Source organism: Streptococcus sanguinis, assembly GCF_019929225.1.
In the GTDB taxonomy this organism is placed as follows: Bacteria; Bacillota; Bacilli; order Lactobacillales; family Streptococcaceae; genus Streptococcus; species Streptococcus sanguinis_J.
Map to the genome: position 1 here is coordinate 72,632 of NZ_JAHZPA010000001.1, position 22,166 is coordinate 94,797.

A 22,166-nucleotide genomic window follows, 5' to 3' on the forward strand; every position below is an offset into this window, starting at 1 on the left:
ACTTATAGAAAGGGACGGTGCTTTAAAATCTGTCCCTTTTCTCAAAAAAGGAGAAAATATGACACTTGATAAAACAAAGGTTGTCTACCAAATTTATCCAAAATCTTTTAAAGACACGACTGGCAACGGTTTGGGAGATTTTCGCGGGATTATTGAACAACTTCCTTACCTGAAAGAGCTGGGAGTGGACATGATCTGGCTCAATCCTTTCTATCCGAGTCCACAGAGGGACAACGGTTACGATATTTCTGATTACACTGCGGTAGACCCTATCTTTGGGGATATGGCAGATTTCGAAGAGATGGTCAAGGTCGGCCAGCAGCATGGTATTGACTTTATGCTGGATATGGTTCTCAATCATTGCTCGATTGAGCATGATTGGTTCCAAAAGGCACTGGCTGGGGATTCCTACTATCAGGACTTCTTTATCCTGCGAGATGAGCCAACGGACTGGCTGTCCAAGTTTGGCGGCAGTGCCTGGGCGCCATTTGGCGATACGGGTAAATATTATCTGCATCTTTATGATGTTACTCAAGCAGATCTTAATTGGCGCAATCCCAATGTTCGTAAAGAGCTCTTTAAAGTGGTGAATTTTTGGCGAGGTAAAGGAGTCAAGGGCTTCCGCTTTGATGTCATCAATGTTATCGGAAAAGATGAGGTGCTGACGGACTGTCCAGAGCAGGAGGGCAAGCCTGCCTATACTGATAAGCCAATTGTACATGACTATCTGCGTATGATGAACGAAGCAACTTTTGGGCAGGACGATTCCGTTATGACGGTTGGTGAAATGAGCGCTACGACGATCGAAAATTGCATTCTTTACACGGCACCAGACCGGCAGGAGCTGTCCATGGCTTTTAATTTCCATCATCTCAAGGTGGACTATGAAGCTGGACAGAAATGGACGCTTAAGGCTTTTGATTTTGAAGAGTTAAAACGCCTCTTCCATACTTGGGGTAAGGAAATGAGCAATCATGAAGGCTGGTCGGCTCTCTTTTGGAACAACCATGATCAGCCGCGAGCTCTCAATCGCTTTGTCGATGTAGAGGATTTCCGCAATGAAGGGGCGACCATGTTGGCAGCCAGTATTCATCTGTCGCGAGGGACGCCTTATATCTACATGGGTGAGGAGATTGGTATGGTGGACCCTGACTACGACTCCATGGAAGATTATGTGGATGTCGAGTCTCTCAATGCTTACCAGAGTCTGCTTGCTGAAGGTCAATCGCCAGAAGCAGCCTTCAGGATCATCAAGGCTAAATCTCGTGACAATTCTCGGACGCCTATGCAGTGGGATGATTCAGTCAATGCAGGTTTTACAACAGGAACTCCATGGCTGAAGGCGGGCAAATCCTATCCTCTCATCAATGTGGAAAATGAAATCAAGGGACCGATCTTTACCTTTTATCAGAAATTGATTGCCCTGCGTAAGGAACTACCTATCATCGCAGAGGGCAGTTATCAGCCAGCCTATGAGGATAGTCCTCAGGTCTATGCCTTTGAGCGGGAGTGGCAAGGACAAAAACTTTTAGTCCTTAACAACTTCTATGCTGATCCGATTACTGTGGACATCCTGCCGGATTATCAAAATGGTCAGGTTCTCCTGTCCAATTACGGCAAGAATCAGGTTGACCATGTGATGACTCTGCAGCCATACGAAACCTTGGCTATCTTAGTAGGAGAAAACTAAAGTCTCGAAAGAATCTGGGAAAAATTCCAGATTCTTTTTCATGTGTTGGGCCAGCCTAGACAAGTATTTCTCTGAAGAGAGAGAAACTAATACAGAATTTTAAGAAAGCCTTTGCAAAATTTGATTCTTTTCTTTATAATAAAAATTAAATAGGATAATATACATTTATACAGAAAAGGAGAAGTTCATGAAAAAACAAGTTTCTTACAGGCAGCTCTTTCCCATAGCGGTCTTGCTAGCTGCTTTTCTGTCTCTGCTTTTTTCTGTCCAATCAGTCGGAGCAGAAGAAGCGGTAAGTTCGTCGACTTCTGAGGCGGCTGCTCTTACAGAGAATCCGGCTGTAAGCGATGCCTCGATTGCTAGTCAAGCTGAGAGTCCATCTGCAGAATCGGGAGAGTCAAGGCCGGCTTCTACAGAGACAGTAGAAAAGGCAGACCAAGCCACTGCTGCAGCACAAGCTGCGGCTAGCGGACCAGAAGCTGTGCCCAATGTGGGAACAATTCAAGGAGAATCACAAACCTCTCCCTATGAGGACAAAGATGTTCAAGTTTCCAATGTAGTTGTGACGAAAACAGACCGCTATGGTTTTTATGTTCAAGACGTGACTCCTGATGGAAATAGCAGGACTTCTGATGCTCTTTATGTTGTTTCTAAAGAAAAAGTCGATGTCGGTGACAAACTTAGTCTTGAAGGACGCGTCAAAGAAGGCTACATGGAAGAGCTCAGCGTTCGTCAGGGGCAAACTTTCAACAAGCCCAGTGGTAGTTTGACAGTCACCATGCTTGTCGCTTCCAAGGTGACCAAGGAAGGGAAAGCTGACCTACCTGCTCCAGTAGACATCGTGGTTAATATGCCTCAGGATACGGTCGATAAAGATATTAATAACTATCAGCCTCAAAGTGAAGCGTTGGACTACTGGGAAAGTTTGGAAGGAGTGTTGACGACGGTGAAGAGGCCCCGAGTTTTAGGCCCACAGTACCGTGGAGACATTTATCTCTTACCTGAAGGCTACCAAGCCTTGCCATTAAACAATATCGGAGGTCTCAATCTTCGTCCAAACGCCCAAAATACCGCAACCATTCCAGTCTATGTTGGCAATAAATTCATTGCCAAGGCCAAGGATTATTTCAATGGTGATGTGGTTGGAGTCGTGACCTATCGTGGGAAGATTTACAAGTTGGAGCCGACTCAGCTGCCTGATTTGGTGGACGGTGGCTTGCAGAGACAGGTCTCTCCTATCTATCCAAGCGAGGACAAGCTGACTATTGCTTCCTACAATATCGAGAATTTTTCTGCTAATGCTAAAAAAGGTGAAACACCTGAGGAAAAAGTGACTAGAATCGCTAATTCCTTCATTAATGAAATCCACAGTCCAGATATCATTACGCTCATTGAGGTTCAAGATGAGAATGGCAGTGTCAATGACGGGACGACCAGTGGTGTCAAAAGCGGCGAGAAACTAGCGGCCCGCATCAAAGAACTGGGCGGAAAAACTTACAAGTACACCGAAGTTGCCCCCCTTGACGGTCAAGATGGAGGCAAGCCTGGCTCTAATATCCGCGTGGCCTTTCTCTACGATCCAAACCGGGTGAAGTTAGTCGAAAAAGAAGCTGGTACGAGTGACGAAGCAGCTAGCTTCTCCGGTGGCCATTTGGTTAAGAATCCTGCCCGAATCGAACCGACCAATCCTGCCTTTACCAAGGTCCGTAAATCCTTGGCAGCTGAGTTTGAATTCAAGGGACAGCATATCGTCGTTATCGCCAATCATTTGAAGTCCAAGATTGGGGATGATGCCGTTTATGGCTCCGCTCAGCCAGCAGTTCAGCATACGCAGGCAGCCCGAATTGAGCAGGCTAAAATTTTAAATAGCTTTGTTCAAGAAGGGCTGAGACAAAATCCTAACCTTAAGTTTGTGTTGACTGGAGATTTCAATGACTTTGAATTTTCCGAAACAGCTAAAGCACTGGCGGGCAATGAACTGATTAATCTTATGAAGGAGCATGATGCGGCTGACCGTTATTCCTACTTCTACCGCGGCAGCAACCAAAGCTTGGACAACATTTTCATTTCGAAGAACCTAGCAGGCAAGGCAGTCTTTGCGCCTGTTCATATCAATGCCTCTTTCATGGAGGAACATGGCAGAGCTTCAGACCATGATCCAGTAGTGGTGCAGCTGGACTTTTCTAAGGATGTTGCAGCTTCGTCTTCTGACAGCTCCCAACCGTCTCAATCAACTGGACAATCCTCTGTAGCAGCAGAACAAGGAGCTCCGTCTCAGACCAATTCTCCATCGTCCAATCAAACTGGACAAGGTCAGACTGCTGGCAGCAAGAAGAAGGGACTCCCGCAGACCGGCCAAAATAGCAGTAGCTGGGCAGTCTTGGGATTGGCCCTGCTGATGTTTGCTTTTACTCTCAAAAAGAGAAGCAGAAATTAACTAAAATCAATTTAAAAAGTGAAATCAGGGTGGACTAAAGAACCTACCCTGATTTTTTATTTGCCAGCATCTAAGAGCAAGTCTGTTCCCGCTTTCGCCCTAAAATTTCATCTGTTGTAAAACACTGAAAATGAAACTGAAAAACAGTTTGTTTTCTAAAAAATAGGCAAATTAAGTCTATTTTTGCTTTAATCATGTTATAATGTAGTTAGTTATAAAACGTTTTCAGAGTTAAGAGGTTGCGTAATGGTTGAAGAGAAAATTGAAGAAGCAGTTGATTATGGAAAGGTAACGGGCATGGTCCACTCCACCGAAAGTTTTGGAGCTGTTGATGGACCGGGTATCCGTTTTATTGTTTTTTTGCAGGGCTGCCACATGCGCTGCCAGTACTGCCATAATCCGGACACATGGGAGATGGAGACCAACAAATCTCAGCTGCGGACAGTGGATGATGTCTTGCAAGAGGCTCTCCGTTATAAGGGCTTCTGGGGCAACAAAGGCGGCATCACTGTCAGCGGAGGAGAAGCCTTGCTGCAGATTGATTTTCTAATTGCCCTCTTTACCAAGGCTAAGGAACTGGGCATCCACTGTACATTGGATACCTGTGCCCTACCCTTCAGAAATACGCCTCGCTATCTGAAAAAATTTGATAAGCTTATGGCAGTCACCGACCTAGTCCTGCTTGATATCAAGGAGATTAACGAAGAACAGCACAAAATTGTGACCAGCCAGACCAACAAGAATATCTTGGCTTGTGCCAAGTACCTGTCTGACATTGGAAAGCCAGTCTGGATCCGTCACGTCTTGGTGCCGGGATTGACCGACCGAGATGATGACTTGATTGAGCTAGGTAAATTTGTAAAGACGCTGAAGAATGTTGATAAGTTTGAAATTCTACCTTACCATACCATGGGTGAATTCAAATGGCGGGAGCTGGGCATCCCTTACAAGCTGGAAGGGGTTAAGCCTCCGACAGCTGATCGGGTCAAGAATGCTAAGGAACTCATGCAGACTGAATCCTATACAGAGTATATGAATCGGGTGCATAATAGCTAATCTACTTTGAGTACGAATAAATGGGCTGGTGGGTTGACCAGTCCATTTTTCTTAAGAAAATGTTCTTCTGCTTTTGTGAAATGCCTGTAATTGTGGTAAAATAAATGCAATAAGTTTATATAAAAGAAGAGGTTTATCATGTCTAAAATTTTAGTTTTCGGTCACCAAAATCCTGATTCAGATGCTATCGGTTCATCTTACGCTTTTGCTTACTTGGCTCGTGAAGCTTATGGCTTAGATACAGAAGCTGTTGCTCTAGGTGAGCCTAATGAAGAAACAGCCTTTGTATTGGATTACTTTGGTGTGGCTGCACCGCGCGTGATTACATCTGCAAAGGCAGAAGGGGCTGAACAAGTCATCTTGACAGACCACAATGAATTCCAGCAGTCTGTGGCAGATATTGCTGAAGTTGAAGTTTATGGCGTGGTGGATCACCACCGTGTTGCTAACTTTGAAACAGCTAGTCCACTTTACATGCGCTTGGAGCCAGTTGGTTCAGCTTCATCTATTGTTTACCGTATGTTTAAGGAGCACGGCGTAGAAGTTCCAAAAGAAATTGCAGGATTGATGCTGTCTGGTTTGATCTCTGATACTCTCTTGCTCAAGTCACCAACAACTCATCCGACTGACAAGGTCATTGCACCCGAATTGGCTGAGCTGGCTGGTGTCAACTTGGAAGAGTATGGTTTGGCAATGCTTAAGGCAGGTACAAACTTGGCTAGCAAGTCTGCAGAAGAATTGATTGACATCGATGCGAAAACATTTGAGCTGAATGGAAATAATGTCCGTGTGGCACAGGTCAACACAGTTGATATTGCTGAAGTTTTGGAGCGTCAAGCAGAAATCGAAGCGGCTATTGAAAAAGCAATTGCCGACAATGGCTACTCTGACTTTGTCTTGATGATTACAGATATTATCAACTCAAACTCAGAAATTTTGGCTATCGGAAGCAATATGGACAAGGTCGAAGCAGCCTTTAACTTTGTTCTTGAAAACAACCATGCTTTCCTAGCAGGCGCTGTTTCTCGTAAGAAGCAAGTGGTTCCTCAACTGACAGAAAGCTTTAATGCTTAAAGAGCTTATTTGGTTAAATAAGTTACTAGATGAGGGACCATTCCCCTCATACTAAAAAGGAGTTTCGGCTCCTTTTTTGATAGGCGAGAGAAATGAAGATTCAAGATTTACAAGATGGAGATTTGATTTTTACAGTCGGATCTTCAGAAATTGCAGCAGCCATTCGGTCAGCAACTGGTTCATATAGCCACGTGGCCATCTTTTTTAATGGTGAGATTTATCATGCAACCCATGAGAATGGTGTTGTCAATCAAGATTTGTCTGATTTTTTACAAGATGAGGATGTTTATGACGTATATCGCTATCCAGCTATTGATGCAGATGCTGTCTTTAAAAGGGCCAAATTGCATCTAGGAAAGCCTTACAATTTTAGCTTCTATCCGCAGTCCGATGGTTTTTACTGTTCGGAGTATATTGCGGAAATTTTGCCGATTTTTGATACGATTTCCATGCAGTTTGGCGATGAGAAAAATCTAATTTCTGATTTTTGGAAAGCTTATTATCGGGACTTGGGCTTAGATGTGCCCTTAAATCAGCCCGGGACGAATCCTAGCCAGTTGGCTCAGTCAAGAAAACTCATCTACAAAGGAGAACTACATGATTAAAATCATCAATCCCAGCCGTTTGACGCGCCAGCCTTTTTTTCAGGAGCTGATTGATTATTTGGATCAGCATGAGGCAGTGATTCTGCGGGAGATTAAGAGAGAGTTTGAGGGCGTGGCTAATATTGACCGCTCAATAGAGGAGTTTATCAAGGCTGGCTACATCCGGCGGGAGAACAAGCGATATTACCTGACCCTGCCTCTTTTGGAAAGTTTGGAGGATGTGCGTTTGGATCAGGAAATCTTTATCCGTGATGATAGTCCGCTCTATCAGGAATTATTGGGGCTGAGCTTTGAGACCCGGCTTTCCAATCAGACCAATGCGGCTGTTTTGCTGGAAGAGACAGATTTTCAGCGGGATAAGCTGACTTTGGCTAATTATTTTTACAAGATGCAGCGCAAATATCCCCTGTCTGAGGCACAAAAGCCCCTCTATGCTGTCTTGGGCGATGTCAATCCCGAATATGCACTCAAGTATATGACAACCTTTCTCCTCAAGTATGTCCGCAAGGATGAGCTCATGCAGAAGCGGCGGGACATTTTTGTCGATAGCCTAGTGATTTTGGGCTATATTCGGCAAAACGAAGCAGGTAAGTATGAGTTGAAGGCCAGCTTTGATAAGGAGAGATTGACTTTCCAGCTGGACTGATGTTCCTGTAGAATGAGCAGAATATTTGACCTTTGAAAAGAAAAAACTTATACTACTGTAAACGGTATCAAATACTGTAAAAAAGAACGGAGGCAATCATATGTCACTAGAAAATAAATTCGATCAAGCTAAAGGCGCTGTTAAAGAAGGCGTGGGCAAAGTTACAGGAGATAATAAGACAGAAGCAGAAGGCTTTGTAGAAAAAACAGTTGCTAAAGCCAAAGAAGTTGCTGAAGATGCTAAAGAAGCTGTAGAAGGTGCCGTTGAAGGTATCAAAAACAGCTTGGATAAATAAAAAAACAATCAGTCGATTATTCGGCTGATTATTTTTTTTGCTGATACATAAGGTAGAGGAAGTAGGGAGCTCCAATAATGGAAATCAAAATGCCTGTCGGGACTGAGCTTCCGATGAGAAAGGTTCTTGTGATCGTATCTGCTCCTGTCATGATAAAGGAACCTAGCAGCATGGCGGCTGGAAAGAGCAAGCGATGATCGCTAGGTAGGAATCGTTTGCTGATATGGCTAGCCAACATACCGATGAAGACTATATTTCCAGCTAGGGATAGACTAAAGGCGACGAGAGCACTGGCTAATAACAGGGTTATCTGCCGCTCTCTTTTTAGATGAAGCCCCAGACCAAGAGCTGTTTCATCATTTAGGCTGAGGATATTGAGCTTGTGGGAGCGCAGATAGGTCAGCAGCCAGAATAAAAGCAAGAAGGGGCCAGCAATAGCTAGACTTTCCCAGTTATTACCCGTAATCTTACCAGCTAGCCAGCTAACTACATAGGTCAGTTTGTTCTGATTGACACGGCCGGTGATGGCAATCATACTGGAAGACAGAATGGTTGACAAGGTTACACCAGCGATAATGAGCTTGACGGGGCTGATAGCTTGACCTTTTTGATGTGAGATCAGGTAAATAAGGGCTACAGTCAGCATACCGCCAAAGGTTGCGATAAAGGGAAGATAGCGGATATAGAAAGGATCGGTCACTTCTAGCTTGCTGATAGCAAGAGTAATGATAACACCAGCTCCGGCATTGATTCCCAAGGTTCCTGAATCGGCAAGTGGGTTTCGGGTAAAGGTCTGCAGCAGTACACCGCTCATCCCTAGCGAAGCTCCTGCTAGAAGGCAGACTAGAATTCGAGGCAGACGGATCTGCTCCATGATAAAGGCGCTACCATCATCTCCCTGCCCCAGCAGATATCGAAGAGCTTCACCGATATTAAATTCCTGATTGCCTGATGATAGAGACAGTAGGAAAATTAGGAAAGTCAGGAGGCTGAGGCTTACTAGAACCAAAAGAATCCGTTTTTTATCTCTCATAGAAGGCCCCCTTTCTCATCAGCCACAGGAAGACTGGCAGCGTAACGAGACTGATAATAGAGCTAAGAGGCATACCGACCATATGACTCGCAGCAAAATCACAAATTAGTAGAAAGAGCGCTCCTGTTAGCATCGCCAGTGGCAGGATTTTCTGGTAGTCCTTTCCGCTGATGGTTTTGACAAAGTGCGGAAGAATCAGTCCGACGAGGGCTAGGCTTCCTACTAGGGCAACGGCTGCCGCTGATAACAGTAGAACAAGGCTTAGAAAGAGCAGGGTTATCTGAGTCGTTCGCTGTCCTAAGCCCTTGGCTACTGTTTCATTGAGGCTGAGAATGGTTAGTTGGTGAGAAAATAGCTGAGCCAGTAAGAGGCCTAATAAGATAAAGGGAGCAATGATTTGCAGCATTTTCCAATTGGTTCCTAGAAGCCCTCCAGCTTGCCAACCGATGACAGCATTGGTCAGGTTGAGGTAAATGGTCAAGCCTTGTCCGATGGCAGTCAGGAGTGTTGTTACCATGGCACCGGATAAGACGAGACGTAGTTGCTCAAAACCTTTTCTAGGATGGTAGGAGAGGCTAAAAACCAGAATACTGGCTAGACAGGCTCCTGCAAGTGAGAGCAGGAGGATGCTACTGTAGTGTATACTCTTAGAAAAGGCATAACCGCAGATGAGCGCTAGGCCAGCTCCAGAGTTGATCCCCAAAAGTCCCGGATCAGCAATGGCATTGCGGGTAATCCCCTGCATGATGGCTCCTGAAACGGCCAAGCTAGCTCCGACTAGCAGAGCTGCTATTCCTCTAGGTAAGCGCAGATCTATGATGATGTTCTGGGCTGGACTTTCCTTGAAAGGATGGCTCAGCGTTTCTATCAGTTGCCGATGGGAGTAGCTGGGAATGCCAAAGCGCAGGTAGAGATAGAGTCCGCTAATCAGCAGGAGAATGATGGCGAAAAAAACAAGCCAAAAGATGTTTGGCCTATTTTTTTGAGTGAAGAGTGTATGAAGCGTCATCTGGTATCCTTTATATAGTCGAAAATCAAATAGCTGTCATGAGATATATCGCTTACTAGCAATGTTTTTTACTAGTCTGAGTTTCTGCAAGGAATGGCCTAGTTCATTTTTTCAAGGCCATCTTGAATGGTTTTGAGTTCGTATTCAAGTGTCAATGGATCGTTGAAATAAAAGGCGTTGGCATCCACTTTTAAGATATGATTCTGTTGGACAGCGGGAATGGATTTCCAAACATCGCTTTCGTAAAGAGAACTTCCTGTTTTATCATCTTCAGCTGCAACCAGGACATAATCACCAATGTACTCACTCACCGTTTCTTGGCTGACTTGCAAGTAGCCACTTGGGAATACTTCATTCTTCACTTTTTGCGGGGCATCAAATCCCAGAGATTTGTAGATAACTTCTCCGCCTCGTCCCCAGTTGTTACCGAAGAGATAGATTTCCTTTTCATATAGCCCGACAACAGTGAAAGTGACATTTTGTCCCAGCTTTTCTTTTAACTGTTTGCCAATATCAGCTGTTTTGCTCTTCCAATCGGCAATCCATTGATCAGCTTCTTTTTCCTTGCCAAAGATTTGGCCAAAGCGATTTAGGATTTCTAAATAGTCATTTTTTCCATAATCGATGGCAATAGTTGGAGCGATTTTCTTTAGTTCATCGATATTTTTGTCACTGGCATCTACCACGATAAGGTCTGGCTTTTGCTTGGCGATAGACTCCAAATCTTCCGGCATCAGAACCTTGGCATTTTTGACTTTTTCCTTGAGGACAGGATTTTTAGCATCATAGGATGTTACAGTGACAGGGTCGAAGCCTAATTGCAGCAAATAGCCGGTGTAGGTAGAGGAGAGGCTGGCAATCCGTTTTGGATTTTTAGGAATATCGCCGTAGTAATGGAATCCGTCAATTTTGGGCTTGCTGGATAGCTCGACCTTGTCTGAAGAGGCAGAGTTTTCGGATTTAGATGAGCTGCCGCAGGCAACTAAAAGGAAGACGGTGACAGTAAGGGTGGCAAATGATAAAAACTTTTTCATTTTTTCCTCCAATTCTATAAAAAGTTTAGAAGCTGTATCCATGAAGAGATATGGAAAACATATCTATAGAATACATGACTTATTTAACGAGCTGATAGCTGAGGCAGAGCGGCTTATCCTGAATAGGATCCCGAATAATCTGGGCTTCAATCTGAAAAATGTCTCTCAGAATATCCGATGTCATGACCTGATCAACACTTCCTTGATACCGGATATGCCCATTTTTCATAGCAATCAACTGATGGGAAAAGCGGGCAGCTAGGTTGATGTCATGCAGAACCATGATAATGGTTTTTCCGCTGAGTTGGTTGAGGTCATTCAGCAACTCCAAGATTTCCAGCTGATGATTCATATCCAGATAGGTGGTCGGCTCGTCCAGAAAAATGGTCTCTGTATCTTGGGCTAGAGCCATAGCAATCCAGACGCGCTGACGCTGACCTCCAGACAAATCATCCACCTGCCAGTCCGAAAATTCGCTGACCTGAGTTGCTTCCATAGCCCAGCAGATTTTTTCCCGGTCTTCTGTACTGGGCCGGCCCAAGCCAGTTTGATGCGGAAAGCGGCCATAAGAGACTAGATCATAGACAGTGATGCCATCGGTCGCATCCATGGTTTGGGGCAGCAAGGCAATCTTTTGCGCCACCTCCTTGGTCGGCAGTAGGGCGATGGACTGTCCATCCAGGGTTATGCTGCCGGCTTTTGTCGGCAAAATACGAGTAAAAGCCTTGAGAAGAGTGGATTTACCGCAGCCATTGCTACCGATAATAGTTGTAATCTTTCCCTCGGCGAGTTGGCAGTCCAGTCCGTCAATAATAACCTTTTGATCGTAGGCGACCTGGATACTTGCTGCAGAGATAGTGGACATAGACTTCCTTTCTGGCTGATTCTTCTATCAGAATTACACCTTTTATTATACCATAAAAATTTTTCTAAAAAAAGAGTTTTCTGACAATTTAATAAAAATAAAATAAAAAAGTTTTATAAATTTGTAAATAATAAAAATTTAAGCTTTTCATGCTAAGATAGAAATATAAAAAAGAACCTGAAATGATGACATAAATTTACATCTGGTGAAAGGAGAAATGATGAAATTATTGACAAACCTACGCCCCTCTACGCCTTTGAAAGAGCTGAGGTGGTTTGATATTGCTGTGATTACCCTGCTCATGTTTGGGCAGTTTATTTACCGCTCAACGGAGCTTTATTTAGCTAGCTTTGCACCAGCTTCCAGCACAGGAGCGACTGAAACGGTGACCAATACAGCCACTGAAGGAGCGGCTTTTTCTAGCAATTTCAATTTTCAGCTACTGATGCTGGTCTTGACCATTCTTTATCTATTGCTCCGGCGCTTTGACTTTAAGCAGCTTCCTATTCGTATGAGCTGGTCGGTTCTCCTTTGGACTCCTCTTATTTTTGTAGTGGTAGGGTTCTTTGGTGACATTGTAACGACACTGAGCGGCGAGTATAATTACTTTGAACCAACCCTCTGGTCCTATGTGGACCTGCTAGAAATTTTCCGGAAATTTGCTGAACTGACACCTATGGCCATCCTCTACGGACTTCTCAATGGCTTCTATGAGGAATTCTTCTTTCTGGGGCTTATGACCTCTGTTAAGGATAAGTATAAGTGGTGGGCTCTGGCTTACTCTACTATCATTCGGATTTCTTTCCACACCTATCAGGGTATGCTGTGGGCCTTGGTTATCGGAGTGGTGTATGGTCTCTTTTACTATTTCCTTTACAAGTATAAGGTCAAGAACCTCCTACCTTTCTTTCTCATGCACGCCTTGGCGGATATGTTTGGCTCCAGCTTGATGTATGTACTGATTAAATGGCGGTAATTTTTACAAAACGACAATAAAAAGGCGATATGCTCGCCTTTTTTCTTATAAATACTTTTCTGCAAGTGCATAGTCTCCTGGATAGGCTACTTTTTCTCCTTCTACGATTTGGTAAGCATCTGCTCCTTTACCGGCCAGAATGACGGCATCTCCCTCTCGCTCAGTCAGACTGAGAGCTTTTTTGATGGCTTCTTCTCGGTCGGCTATTTTTTCCACTGGATAGGAGATATAGGATGCGATTTCCTCCGCAATGGCTAGAGGATCTTCATAGTTGGGGTCGTCCGCGGTTAAGATGACAGTTAGCTCAGGATGCTGATTGAGTAAGAGACCGAAGTCTTTGCGGCGGCTTTCACCCTTGTTGCCGGTAGCACCTAAGAGGAGGATAATCTTACCCTTTTGGTGTTCCTCTACCACAGACAGCAGGTTTCTCAGGCTGACGCCATTGTGAGCGTAGTCAACGAAGACCTTGGCGCCGTTTTTCTGAGTCAGAACTTCCATACGGCCTGGGACTCGGGTTGCGGCAATTCCTTTTTTGATGTCTTCGAGGCTAGCACCCAGACGCAGACAGGCAAGACCAGCCGCTACTGCATTTTCTTGATTGAAGCGGCCGATGAGCTGGATATCGTAGTGGCCAGCTAACTTGCCAGTCGCTTCAAAGCTGAAAGCCTGAGAATCTATGATAGTATTGTTAGAGCCTGTTCCATAGAAATCGTGTTCCATAGAAGCGACTTGCTCATTCACGATTTGGAAATGATTCATGCCGCTATTTACGATAACTGCTCGGCTATTGTCCATCAATAGTCGCTTATTGTAGAAATAATCCTCAAAAGTAGGATGCTCAATAGGGCCGATATGGTCTGGGCTGATATTAAGAAAGACACCCACATCAAAGGTTAGGCCGTAGACTCTTTTCTTGAGATAAGCCTGACTGGAAACTTCCATGATGAGATGAGTCCGATTATTAGCAAGGGCTTGGGCCATCATTTTGATGAGATTCAGACTCTCTGGTGTTGTCAGAGTTGACTTGAAGAAAGTCTCGCCATCCAAAGTAGTGTTCATAGTCGAGAGCAGGGCAGGGCGATGACTTTGGGAAAGGATTTGATAGGCAAAATAAGCTGTAGTTGTCTTACCCTTGGTGCCAGTAAAGGCAAGTAATTTGAGTTTCTTCTCCGGATGGCCGTAAAATTCCATGGCTAAGAGACTCATGGCCTGCTTGACATCGTTGACCAAGAGGACCGGAATGCCAACTTGAAAGTCTGTCTCGCTGATATAAAAGCGCAGGCCAGCTGAGACGGCTTTTTCTAGAAATTCTTTCTTAAAAGCCTCACCCTTGACAAAAAAGAGGGTAGAGGCATCCGCTTCCCTGCTGTCATAGCTGATACTATCGAAAGTCAAGCCGCTGTAGGAGAAGAAGTATTCTTCGCCTTTAACAATATCACGAAAATTATGGTCTTCTTTTAAAATAACTAATACGGTTTCAATTTTAATCATAAATCTATTGTAAACCTTATGGCTGGGTTTTACAAGAGGCAAGGAAAAGTTTATAATAAAAGAAGAATAAATAGAAGAGGTTTTCTATGAGCCAAGAAACAACAAGCCAGCAGCAGCAGATGCTGCGGGGAACTGCCTGGCTAACTGCCAGCAATTTTATCAGTCGTCTTCTGGGTGCCATCTATATCATTCCTTGGTATATTTGGATGGGCAAGCACGGCGCCGAGGCCAACGGCCTTTTTACTATGGGCTACAATATTTATGCCTGGTTTTTACTGATTTCTACAGCTGGCGTGCCAGTGGCAGTGGCCAAGCAGGTAGCTAAGTACAATACCATTGACAAGGAAGAGCATAGCTTTACTCTCATTCGAGAGTTTCTCAAGTTTATGCTGCTTTTGGGAGCTGTCTTTGCAGTGATTATGTACCTGCTCTCACCAGTTTTCGCTTCTATGTCAGGCGGTGGTTCAGACTTGGTTCCTGTTATGCAGAGTCTGTCTTTGGCTGTTTTGATATTCCCATCCATGAGTGTCATCCGCGGCTTTTTCCAAGGTTTTAACAATCTCAAGCCATATGCTATCAGTCAGATTGCGGAGCAGGTCATTCGGGTTATCTGGATGCTGCTGACAGCCTTTTTCATCATGAAAATCGGCTCTGGCAACTATGTAGAAGCGGTTACCCAGTCAACATTTGCAGCGTTTATCGGTATGCTGGCTAGCATGGCTGTCTTAGCCTTCTATCTCTGGAAGACAGGTATGCTGACTTCCATCCTTCATAAGCCTGCTAATGCAGGGGAGATTAATGGCCGTGCCCTCCTCTGGGATACCATTCGTGAAGCCATTCCTTTCATTATCACAGGATCTGCCATTCAGCTTTTTCAGATTATTGACCAAGCTACCTTTATCCATGTCATGGGTTGGATTAGCAAGTACAGCAAGTCAGAGCTCTTGGTTCAGTTTGCCTATTTCTCAGCCAATCCTAATAAAATTACTATGATTTTAATTGCAGTGGCTACTTCTATCGGTGGTGTTGGGATTCCGCTCTTGACCGAGAACTATGTCAAAGGTGATTTCCGATCGGCTGCACGCTTGGTGCAGGATAATCTTAGTATGCTGATTTTCTTTATCTTGCCAGCAACCATTGGTGCTGTTTTGGTAGCGGAACCTCTGTATACTGTCTTCTATGGCAAGCCAGATGGTCTAGCACTAGGGCTTTTCATCTTTGCTATGCTGCAGACCATTATCCTCAGTCTATATACGGTGTTGGCTCCGATGATTCAAGCCCTCTTCCAAAATCGAAAAGCTATTATTTACTTCCTCTATGGAGTAGGAGTCAAGCTGGTGCTGCAAGTACCCTTGATTTATATTTTCAAAGCTTATGGACCTCTTCTTGCGACGACAGTTGGCTTGATTATCCCAATCCTGCTCATGTATCGGGAAATCCGTCAGGTAACTGGTCTGAATCCTAAGAACCTCTTTAAACGGAGTCTCCTGTCAGTGATTCTGACGGTTCTGATGACTATCTTTGTCTTGGTGGCAGAGCTTCTTATCGGTCTCTTCCTTCATCCAAGTGGTCGGATTTCCAGCTTTATCTATATCGCTCTGATTGGGGGTATCGGTCTCGCTGTCTATGGCGGTCTGGCGCTCAAAGTTCGCCTTATGGATCGCTTTATTGGTTCAAAAGCGGCTAGTCTGCGCCGACGCTTTCATATCTATTAAAAAGCCGCAGGGCTTTTTAATTTTTAGCTTTGTTTTTCTAAAACTTTAACATTATAGTTTCAAACTATAGCTAGCTCTTGGAAAGAAAAAAGATAAATGTTTTCAAAAGATGTTACAATAGAGGGTGAAATATTAGCGAAGGATTGGAAGGTTAATATGAGTAAAGACGTAAAATTAAATACACTACTGGCTCAGGCTGGGGTTAAAAAAGATGAAGCAACCGGTGCCTTAACAACACCCCTGCATTTTTCAACGACCTACCAGCACCCTGAGTTTGGCCAGTCGACAGGTTATGACTATACTCGAACCAAGAATCCAACGAGAGTTAGCTTGGAAGAAACTCTTGCTGCTATCGAAAGTGCAGACTATGCCTTGGCAACTAGCTCTGGTATGTCGGCTATTGTGCTGGCCTTTAGTGCCTTTCCAGTTGGCAGCAAGGTTTTGGCTGTTCGGGATCTCTATGGCGGCTCTTTCCGCTGGTTTGCCCAAGCTGAAGCAGAAGGGCGCTTTGCCTTTAGCTATGCCAATTCAGAAGAAGAACTACTCAATAATCTGACAGAGGATATAGATATTGTCTATATCGAGACACCGACCAATCCTCTCATGGTAGAGTTTGACATTGCCCGCATTTCCCAAGCAGCTCATGAGCGAGGAGCAGCTGTCATTGTGGACAATACCTTCTACAGTCCCATTTATCAAAGACCGCTGGAGGATGGAGCTGATATAGTTCTGCACTCTGCGACCAAGTATCTGGGCGGGCACAATGATGTCTTGGCTGGAGCTATCATGACCAATGACGCTGTTATCTATGACAAACTTTTCTACAACCTCAACACAACTGGGCCGGTCCTGTCTCCTTTTGACAGCTATCTGCTTTTGCGTGGTCTCAAGACACTTGCTCTCCGTATGGAGCGCTCTACTCAGAATGCGCAAGAAGTAGTCGCTTTTCTGAAGAAATCTCCTGCGGTCAAAGAGGTTCTCTATCCAGGCAAGGGTGGTATGATTTCCTTTAAAGTTGTGGACGAAGGCAAGATTCCTCATCTCCTAAATAGCCTGAAAGTCTTTACCTTTGCGGAAAGTTTGGGTGGAGTGGAGAGTTTGATTACCTATCCGACGACCCAGACTCATGCAGACATTCCAATTGAAGTGCGTCATTCTTATGGCTTAACTGATGATTTGCTGCGCCTGTCGATTGGAATTGAGGATAGCCGAGATTTGGTAGACGATTTACGTGCAGCCTTGGAGAATGAATAATATGGGAAGATATAATTTTGAAAAAGCCCCCTGTCGTGTAGGGCATCATACTTATAAATGGAAAGAAGCGGAGAAGGACAAAGAAGTTCTGCCAGCCTGGATTGCAGATATGGATTTTGAAGTCTTGCCTGAAATCCAGCAAGCTGTTCATGACTATGCTAATCAGTTAGTTTATGGCTATACCTATGCCAGTGAAGAGCTGATTAATGCCGTGCTAGATTGGGAGCGAGATGAGCACAACTATACCTTTGATCGGGAAGCCTTGGTATTTATAGAAGGGGTTGTTCCTGCTATTTCAACGGCTATCCAAGCCTTTACCAAGGAAGGGGATGCTGTTCTAATCAACACTCCTGTTTACCCGCCTTTTGCCCGCAGTGTCAAGCTCAACAATCGTCGGCTTATTACCAATTCTTTGATAGAGAAGGACGGCCTTTTTCAGATTAACTTTGAGCAGTTGGAGAGGGACATTGCAGATAATGAAGTCAAGATTTATGTTTTATGTAATCCTCATAATCCCGGAGGTCGAGTTTGGGAACGGGAAGTGTTAGAGAAAATTGGCCGCCTCTGCCAAAAGTATGGAGTCCTCCTGGTTTCAGACGAAATTCACCAAGACTTGACGCTGTTTGGGAATGAGCACCAGTCTTTTAATACTGTCACGCCTGACTTTAAGGACTTTAGCTTGATTTTAGCCAGTGCGACTAAGACCTTTAATATTGCTGGGACCAAAAATTCCTATGCAGTGATTGAGAATCCTAGCTTGCGGCATCAGTTTAAAAAACGCCAGCTGGCCAATAACCAGCATGAAATTCCTGGTCTTGGATTTCTAGCTACAGAAGCAGCCTATCGTTACGGTTGGTCTTGGTTGATGGAGCTCAAGGAAGTTCTTGAGAAGAATGTGAATTTTGTGGTTGATTATTTTGCCAAGGAAGCGCCGCGCCTGCGGGTCATGAAGCCTCAAGGGACTTATCTGATTTGGCTGGACTTTTCAGATTATGGCCTGACAGATGCCCAGCTCTTTCAGCTGCTACGAGAAGAGGCAAAGGTCGTCCTGAATAGAGGAAGTGATTTTGGCCAAGAAGGCAAAGGTCATGCCCGCTTAAATGTTGCTGCTCCAGAGACCATGGTTGAAGAAGTCTGCTCCCGTATTGCAGAGGTATTGCCAAAATAAATCAAAAATTTTTTGAAATTTGTTTCAAGCGAGAAAAATGATTGACAATCTTTCTAAAGAGGAGTATAGTAAGAGTGAAAAATCGGTAGGTGAGGCTACCATAAGGATACGGATGACTACCGCAAAGCAGTGGAGACACTACTCGTTGGTCAACAGTCCTGATCGCCAAGGTCAAGACTAAGCTCATTTCATCGCCTTATGGAGTTAAAGCTTGAACGGTAAATGCTTGCTTTATCTGTGCATAAAACAATGAAGCGAATAACCTGACATGCAAACAACCCTGCCGAGAATTGGCAGGGTATTCTTTTTTGCTGAAAATATTTCAAGAGAGTAAATAGTTGATTGCTTGCCTCTCAAGAAAAAAGAAGGAGGAATAGTGATGAAATTTTGGTATTCTAGTACCAGTCCTTTTGCGCGTAAAGTATATGTTACAATTTTACATCATCATTTAGAGGAGCAAGTGGATATTCAGAAAGTTCAGGTGGCTTTTGATAGAAATTCACCGCACAATCAAGATAATCCTTTAGGTAGAATTCCTGCTTTTCAAGCTTCCAGTGGAGAATGGTTATATGGTAGTGATTTAATTTCTCAATATTTAGACGAACTAGGTCAGGAAGTCTCACTTTTCCCTAATGGAATGGAGAAATGGCATGTTTTAAATATACTGTCCGTTGCTGAAGGAATTTTGGAAAATACAATGCCGATTGTTGCGGAAAAATTTTTCCATGAAAAAGAACATTGGTGGAAAGACAGACATCAGCAAATTGAAGAGAGAAATATACGGAGTTTGTCTTTGTTAGAGAAACTGGCTACTGAGCAAGGGCTCTCTTTAAATATTGCAACAATCCAAGTAGTGGCTCTTGTAGATTGGTGGAATTTACGTGAAGAAGTTATTGGATTTTCTTTAAAAGAAAATTTTCCAGAATTGCAAGATTGGACACAGAAGATGAATGCCACTTTTGACGTCTTGCAGGCTTCTTGGGACTTTTAATTGTTTTTATAAATTAAGAAAGGAGACACGCGATGCAAATTGACGATTATCCGGAACCGCACATACACAGCCAATCGCTGATTTGTGTCGTTCTGTCCTTATAAAGTGATTGGTCCCTGTGTATGAAATTTATCAATCATACATCAAGGAGAAACCAATGAAAACAGTAAAAGAAAGATTAGTTGCTGCCCTGCAGCTTCCTGTAAAAGAAACTCTGGCTTTTTACAAGAGTTCTTTTCGAGGCCTGACAGAAGAACAGGTTGAAGAAAATCGTGACCTTTATGGTGAAAATATCATCACAAAGGGTCAGGAAGACTCTATTCTAAAGAAAATTTACGAGTCTATCATTAACCCCTTTACAGTCATCCTATTGGTGATTGCCCTCGTGTCCTTAGTGACCAATGTTTGGCTGGCTAAGCCTGGTGAGGAAGATCCGACGACTTCCATCATCATTGTTGTTCTGGTGCTGATTTCTGGAGGCATTCGTTTTGTTCAGGAATTGCGGAGCGACCGCGCTGCTAGCAATCTGTCTCGGCTGATTGTCAACACGGCTACGGTTATTCGAGAAGGTTCAGAAAAAGAACTTCCCATTGATGAGCTGGTTGTAGGAGACATCATCAAACTTAGTGCTGGAGACATGATTCCTGCAGATGTACTGCTGCTGGATTCGCGTGATTTCTTTGTTCAGCAGTCCGGCCTGACAGGCGAAAGCGATGCAGTAGAAAAGGTCTGTCTGGCCAAGTCGGATGGGCAAAATCTAGATAGCCTTTTAGAAACAGAGTCGCTAGCCTTTATGGGAACCAATGTTATTTCCGGAAGAGCTACAGCTCTGGTACTAGTGGTTGGTGATGAGACCATGATGGGAGCCATTGAGCAGACACTGAACACCTACGATGAGCCGACCTCTTTTGAGCGCGAGATGAATAGTATCTCCTGGCTTTTGATTCGTCTGATGCTCGTCATGGTTCCGGTCGTGTTCTTCATAAACGGTCTGACTGACGGTGACTGGCTGGAAGCAGGTGTCTTTGCTCTCAGTGTTGGAGTCGGCCTGACTCCAGAAATGCTGCCTATGATTATCACAGCGAGTCTGGCTAAAGGTTCTATTATCATGGCTCAGGAAAAGGTCGTGATTAAGAAGCTGAATGCCATCCAAGACCTAGGAGCTATTGATATCCTTTGTACGGATAAGACGGGCACACTGACCCAAGATGAGATTGTGTTAGAATACCCGCTGGATATTCATGGAGATTTGGACTTAGCAGTGCTCCGTCGTGCTTTTCTCAATTCCTACTATCAAACGGGTCTCAAAAACCTCATGGATCGGGCCATTATCAACCGGACGGAGAAAGAAGCAGAAAAGCATGAGATTGTCCGTAATCTAGACCAAACCTTTAAGAAAATTGATGAACTGCCCTTTGACTTTGAACGCCGTCGCATGAGTGTCATTGTCAAGGATGATGAAGATGTTATTAGCATGGTGACCAAGGGGGCCTTGGAGGAAATGCTGGCTATCTCTAGCCATGTAGAATACAAGAAACGCATTACGGAATTGACTGAGGAGATTCGTCAGGAAATCCTTGCGGAAGTGGCTCAACTCAATGAGCAAGGGCTGCGCGTGCTTGGTGTTAGCTACAAGTCAGACTTAGAAGAAGATTACGACTATGAAGTCAAGGATGAATCTAACATGATTTTGACGGGCTATCTGGCCTTTCTAGATCCACCTAAGTCATCTGCGGCTCCAGCTATTGAAACCTTGGCTGAGTACGGCGTTGCTACTAAGATTTTGACCGGTGATAATGATAAGGTGACCCAGGCAGTTTGTGAAAAGGTTGGGTTAGATGTAGATAATATCTTACTAGGTGTAGAGGTGGATGCCTTATCTGATGAAGAATTGAGTCAGGCAGTGGAGCATACAACGGTTTTTGCCAAGCTCTCACCTGACCAAAAAGCTCGGATCATTCTCCAACTCAAGGCTAATGGCCACAAGGTTGGCTACATGGGTGATGGTATCAATGATGCACCTTCTATGAAGGTAGCAGATGTGGGTATTTCTGTTGATACAGCTGTCGATATTGCCAAGGAAACAGCAGATGTCATTCTGCTGGACAAGGACCTTATGGTTCTGGAGAAGGGGTTGGTAGAGGGACGCAAGGTCTATGCCAACATGACCAAGTACATTAAGATGACGGTCAGTTCCAATTTTGGGAATATCTTTTCTCTCCTCTTTGCCAGTATCTTTTTGCCATTTCTTCCTATGGCACCAGTTCATCTGATTGTCCTCAATCTAGTTTATGACTTGTCTTGTATAGCTCTGCCCTTCGATAACGTTGACAGTGAATTTCTCAAGAAACCACGGATTTGGTCTGCTAACTCTATTACCCGCTTTATGGCTTGGATTGGGCCTATCTCATCCATTTTTGATGTTTTGACCTATTTGTTGCTCTACTTTATTATCGTGCCTATGATAACAGGAGGTAGCTATCAAGCAGGTAGTGGACAGGCAGAGACCTTTATCACTCTTTTTCAAACAGGCTGGTTCGTTGAGTCCATATGGACCCAGACCATGGTTATCTACATGCTGCGCTCACCTAAGCTGCCATTTGTGCAAAGCCGTCCTGCTTTGTCTGTCATTGTGACGACCATGGCAGCAGCCCTCTTTGTTACTTCCCTGCCATACAGCCTCTTTGCGTCAGTTCTGAAGACAGCTCCGCTAAATGGCACTTATTTCCTTTTCCTCCTCTTGATTATTGCGCTTTATATGGTTAGTGTAACCCTTGTTAAACACCTTTATATCAAGCGCTATAGAGAATGGCTGTAAGGTGAAGAA

General features: G+C 44.2%; 18 protein-coding genes and 1 riboswitch. Of the genes, 13 read left to right on the plus strand and 5 right to left on the minus strand.

Features of this window, described 5'->3' with window-relative positions; all coding sequences use genetic code 11:
* Positions 1-58 precede the first annotated feature (58 nt).
* The 7 genes from treC (at position 59) to K1I80_RS00410 (ending at position 7,803) form a co-directional block, all read left to right on the plus strand.
* Positions 59-1,690: an alpha,alpha-phosphotrehalase gene (treC, locus tag K1I80_RS00380; RefSeq protein ID WP_223313412.1), complete on the plus strand. Its 1,632-nt coding sequence runs from the start codon at positions 59-61 to the stop codon at positions 1,688-1,690.
* A gap of 187 nt (positions 1,691-1,877) precedes the next feature.
* Positions 1,878-4,127 (plus strand): endonuclease/exonuclease/phosphatase family protein, encoded by a 2,250-nt coding sequence (locus tag K1I80_RS00385; protein WP_223313411.1) that lies wholly within the window; start codon positions 1,878-1,880, stop codon positions 4,125-4,127.
* A gap of 246 nt (positions 4,128-4,373) precedes the next feature.
* Positions 4,374-5,183 carry a pyruvate formate-lyase-activating protein gene (gene pflA / locus K1I80_RS00390; protein ID WP_002905907.1) on the plus strand — a complete coding sequence of 270 codons (810 nt, stop codon included), beginning with the start codon at positions 4,374-4,376 and terminating at the stop codon, positions 5,181-5,183.
* Positions 5,184-5,321: 138 nt separating this feature from the next.
* Positions 5,322-6,257, plus strand: coding sequence for a manganese-dependent inorganic pyrophosphatase (locus tag K1I80_RS00395; RefSeq protein ID WP_002909135.1), 936 nt, complete (start codon positions 5,322-5,324; stop codon positions 6,255-6,257).
* Positions 6,258-6,349: 92 nt separating this feature from the next.
* Positions 6,350-6,862: a YiiX/YebB-like N1pC/P60 family cysteine hydrolase gene (locus tag K1I80_RS00400; RefSeq protein WP_023916578.1), complete on the plus strand. Its 513-nt coding sequence runs from the start codon at positions 6,350-6,352 to the stop codon at positions 6,860-6,862.
* Positions 6,855-7,508: a DUF1803 domain-containing protein gene (locus K1I80_RS00405; protein ID WP_223313410.1), complete on the plus strand. Its 654-nt coding sequence runs from the start codon at positions 6,855-6,857 to the stop codon at positions 7,506-7,508. The genes K1I80_RS00400 and K1I80_RS00405 overlap by 8 nt, the downstream gene beginning before the upstream one ends.
* A gap of 100 nt (positions 7,509-7,608) precedes the next feature.
* Positions 7,609-7,803, plus strand: coding sequence for a CsbD family protein (locus K1I80_RS00410; protein WP_002894655.1), 195 nt, complete (start codon positions 7,609-7,611; stop codon positions 7,801-7,803).
* Positions 7,804-7,831: 28 nt separating this feature from the next.
* Here the strand turns inward: K1I80_RS00410 and K1I80_RS00415 are convergent, their stop codons facing one another.
* The 4 genes from K1I80_RS00415 to K1I80_RS00430 form a co-directional block, all read right to left on the minus strand.
* Positions 7,832-8,836 (minus strand): FecCD family ABC transporter permease, encoded by a 1,005-nt coding sequence (locus tag K1I80_RS00415; RefSeq protein ID WP_223313409.1) that lies wholly within the window; start codon positions 8,834-8,836, stop codon positions 7,832-7,834.
* On the minus strand, positions 8,826-9,845 hold the full coding sequence (locus K1I80_RS00420) for a FecCD family ABC transporter permease (protein ID WP_223313408.1): 1,020 nt from the start codon (positions 9,843-9,845) through the stop codon (positions 8,826-8,828). Before K1I80_RS00420 ends, K1I80_RS00415 begins: the two co-directional genes overlap by 11 nt.
* Positions 9,846-9,943: 98 nt before the next feature.
* A complete protein-coding gene (locus K1I80_RS00425) occupies positions 9,944-10,879 on the minus strand; it encodes an iron-hydroxamate ABC transporter substrate-binding protein (protein ID WP_223313407.1) in 936 nt (311 codons plus the stop codon).
* 79 nt (positions 10,880-10,958) lie between these two features.
* Positions 10,959-11,744, minus strand: coding sequence for an ABC transporter ATP-binding protein (locus K1I80_RS00430; protein ID WP_223313406.1), 786 nt, complete (start codon positions 11,742-11,744; stop codon positions 10,959-10,961).
* 220 nt (positions 11,745-11,964) lie between these two features.
* Between K1I80_RS00430 and K1I80_RS00435 the strand changes: the two genes are divergently transcribed.
* Entirely contained in the window at positions 11,965-12,720 is a 756-nt protein-coding gene (locus K1I80_RS00435) for a CPBP family intramembrane glutamic endopeptidase (RefSeq protein WP_398578174.1), read from the plus strand.
* 45 nt (positions 12,721-12,765) lie between these two features.
* Here K1I80_RS00435 and K1I80_RS00440 read toward each other — a convergent pair whose 3' ends face one another.
* Positions 12,766-14,211 (minus strand): UDP-N-acetylmuramoyl-L-alanyl-D-glutamate--L-lysine ligase, encoded by a 1,446-nt coding sequence (locus K1I80_RS00440; RefSeq protein ID WP_223313404.1) that lies wholly within the window; start codon positions 14,209-14,211, stop codon positions 12,766-12,768.
* A gap of 86 nt (positions 14,212-14,297) precedes the next feature.
* Between K1I80_RS00440 and K1I80_RS00445 the strand changes: the two genes are divergently transcribed.
* The 5 genes from K1I80_RS00445 to mgtA all read left to right on the plus strand — a co-directional run bounded on the left by K1I80_RS00445 (position 14,298) and on the right by mgtA (position 22,157).
* Complete coding sequence (locus K1I80_RS00445) at positions 14,298-15,926, plus strand: putative polysaccharide biosynthesis protein (protein WP_223313403.1); 1,629 nt, start codon at positions 14,298-14,300, stop codon at positions 15,924-15,926.
* A gap of 96 nt (positions 15,927-16,022) precedes the next feature.
* Positions 16,023-17,180 carry a cystathionine gamma-synthase gene (locus tag K1I80_RS00450; protein ID WP_223313402.1) on the plus strand — a complete coding sequence of 386 codons (1,158 nt, stop codon included), beginning with the start codon at positions 16,023-16,025 and terminating at the stop codon, positions 17,178-17,180.
* Position 17,181: 1 nt separating this feature from the next.
* Positions 17,182-18,348: a MalY/PatB family protein gene (locus K1I80_RS00455; RefSeq protein ID WP_223313401.1), complete on the plus strand. Its 1,167-nt coding sequence runs from the start codon at positions 17,182-17,184 to the stop codon at positions 18,346-18,348.
* Positions 18,349-18,422: 74 nt separating this feature from the next.
* A riboswitch (M-box (ykoK) riboswitch) is annotated at positions 18,423-18,579 on the plus strand.
* 148 nt (positions 18,580-18,727) lie between these two features.
* Complete coding sequence (locus K1I80_RS00460) at positions 18,728-19,339, plus strand: glutathione S-transferase family protein (protein ID WP_009659077.1); 612 nt, start codon at positions 18,728-18,730, stop codon at positions 19,337-19,339.
* 157 nt (positions 19,340-19,496) lie between these two features.
* Complete coding sequence (mgtA, locus tag K1I80_RS00465) at positions 19,497-22,157, plus strand: magnesium-translocating P-type ATPase (RefSeq protein ID WP_223313400.1); 2,661 nt, start codon at positions 19,497-19,499, stop codon at positions 22,155-22,157.
* The last annotated feature ends 9 nt before the right edge of the window (positions 22,158-22,166 follow it).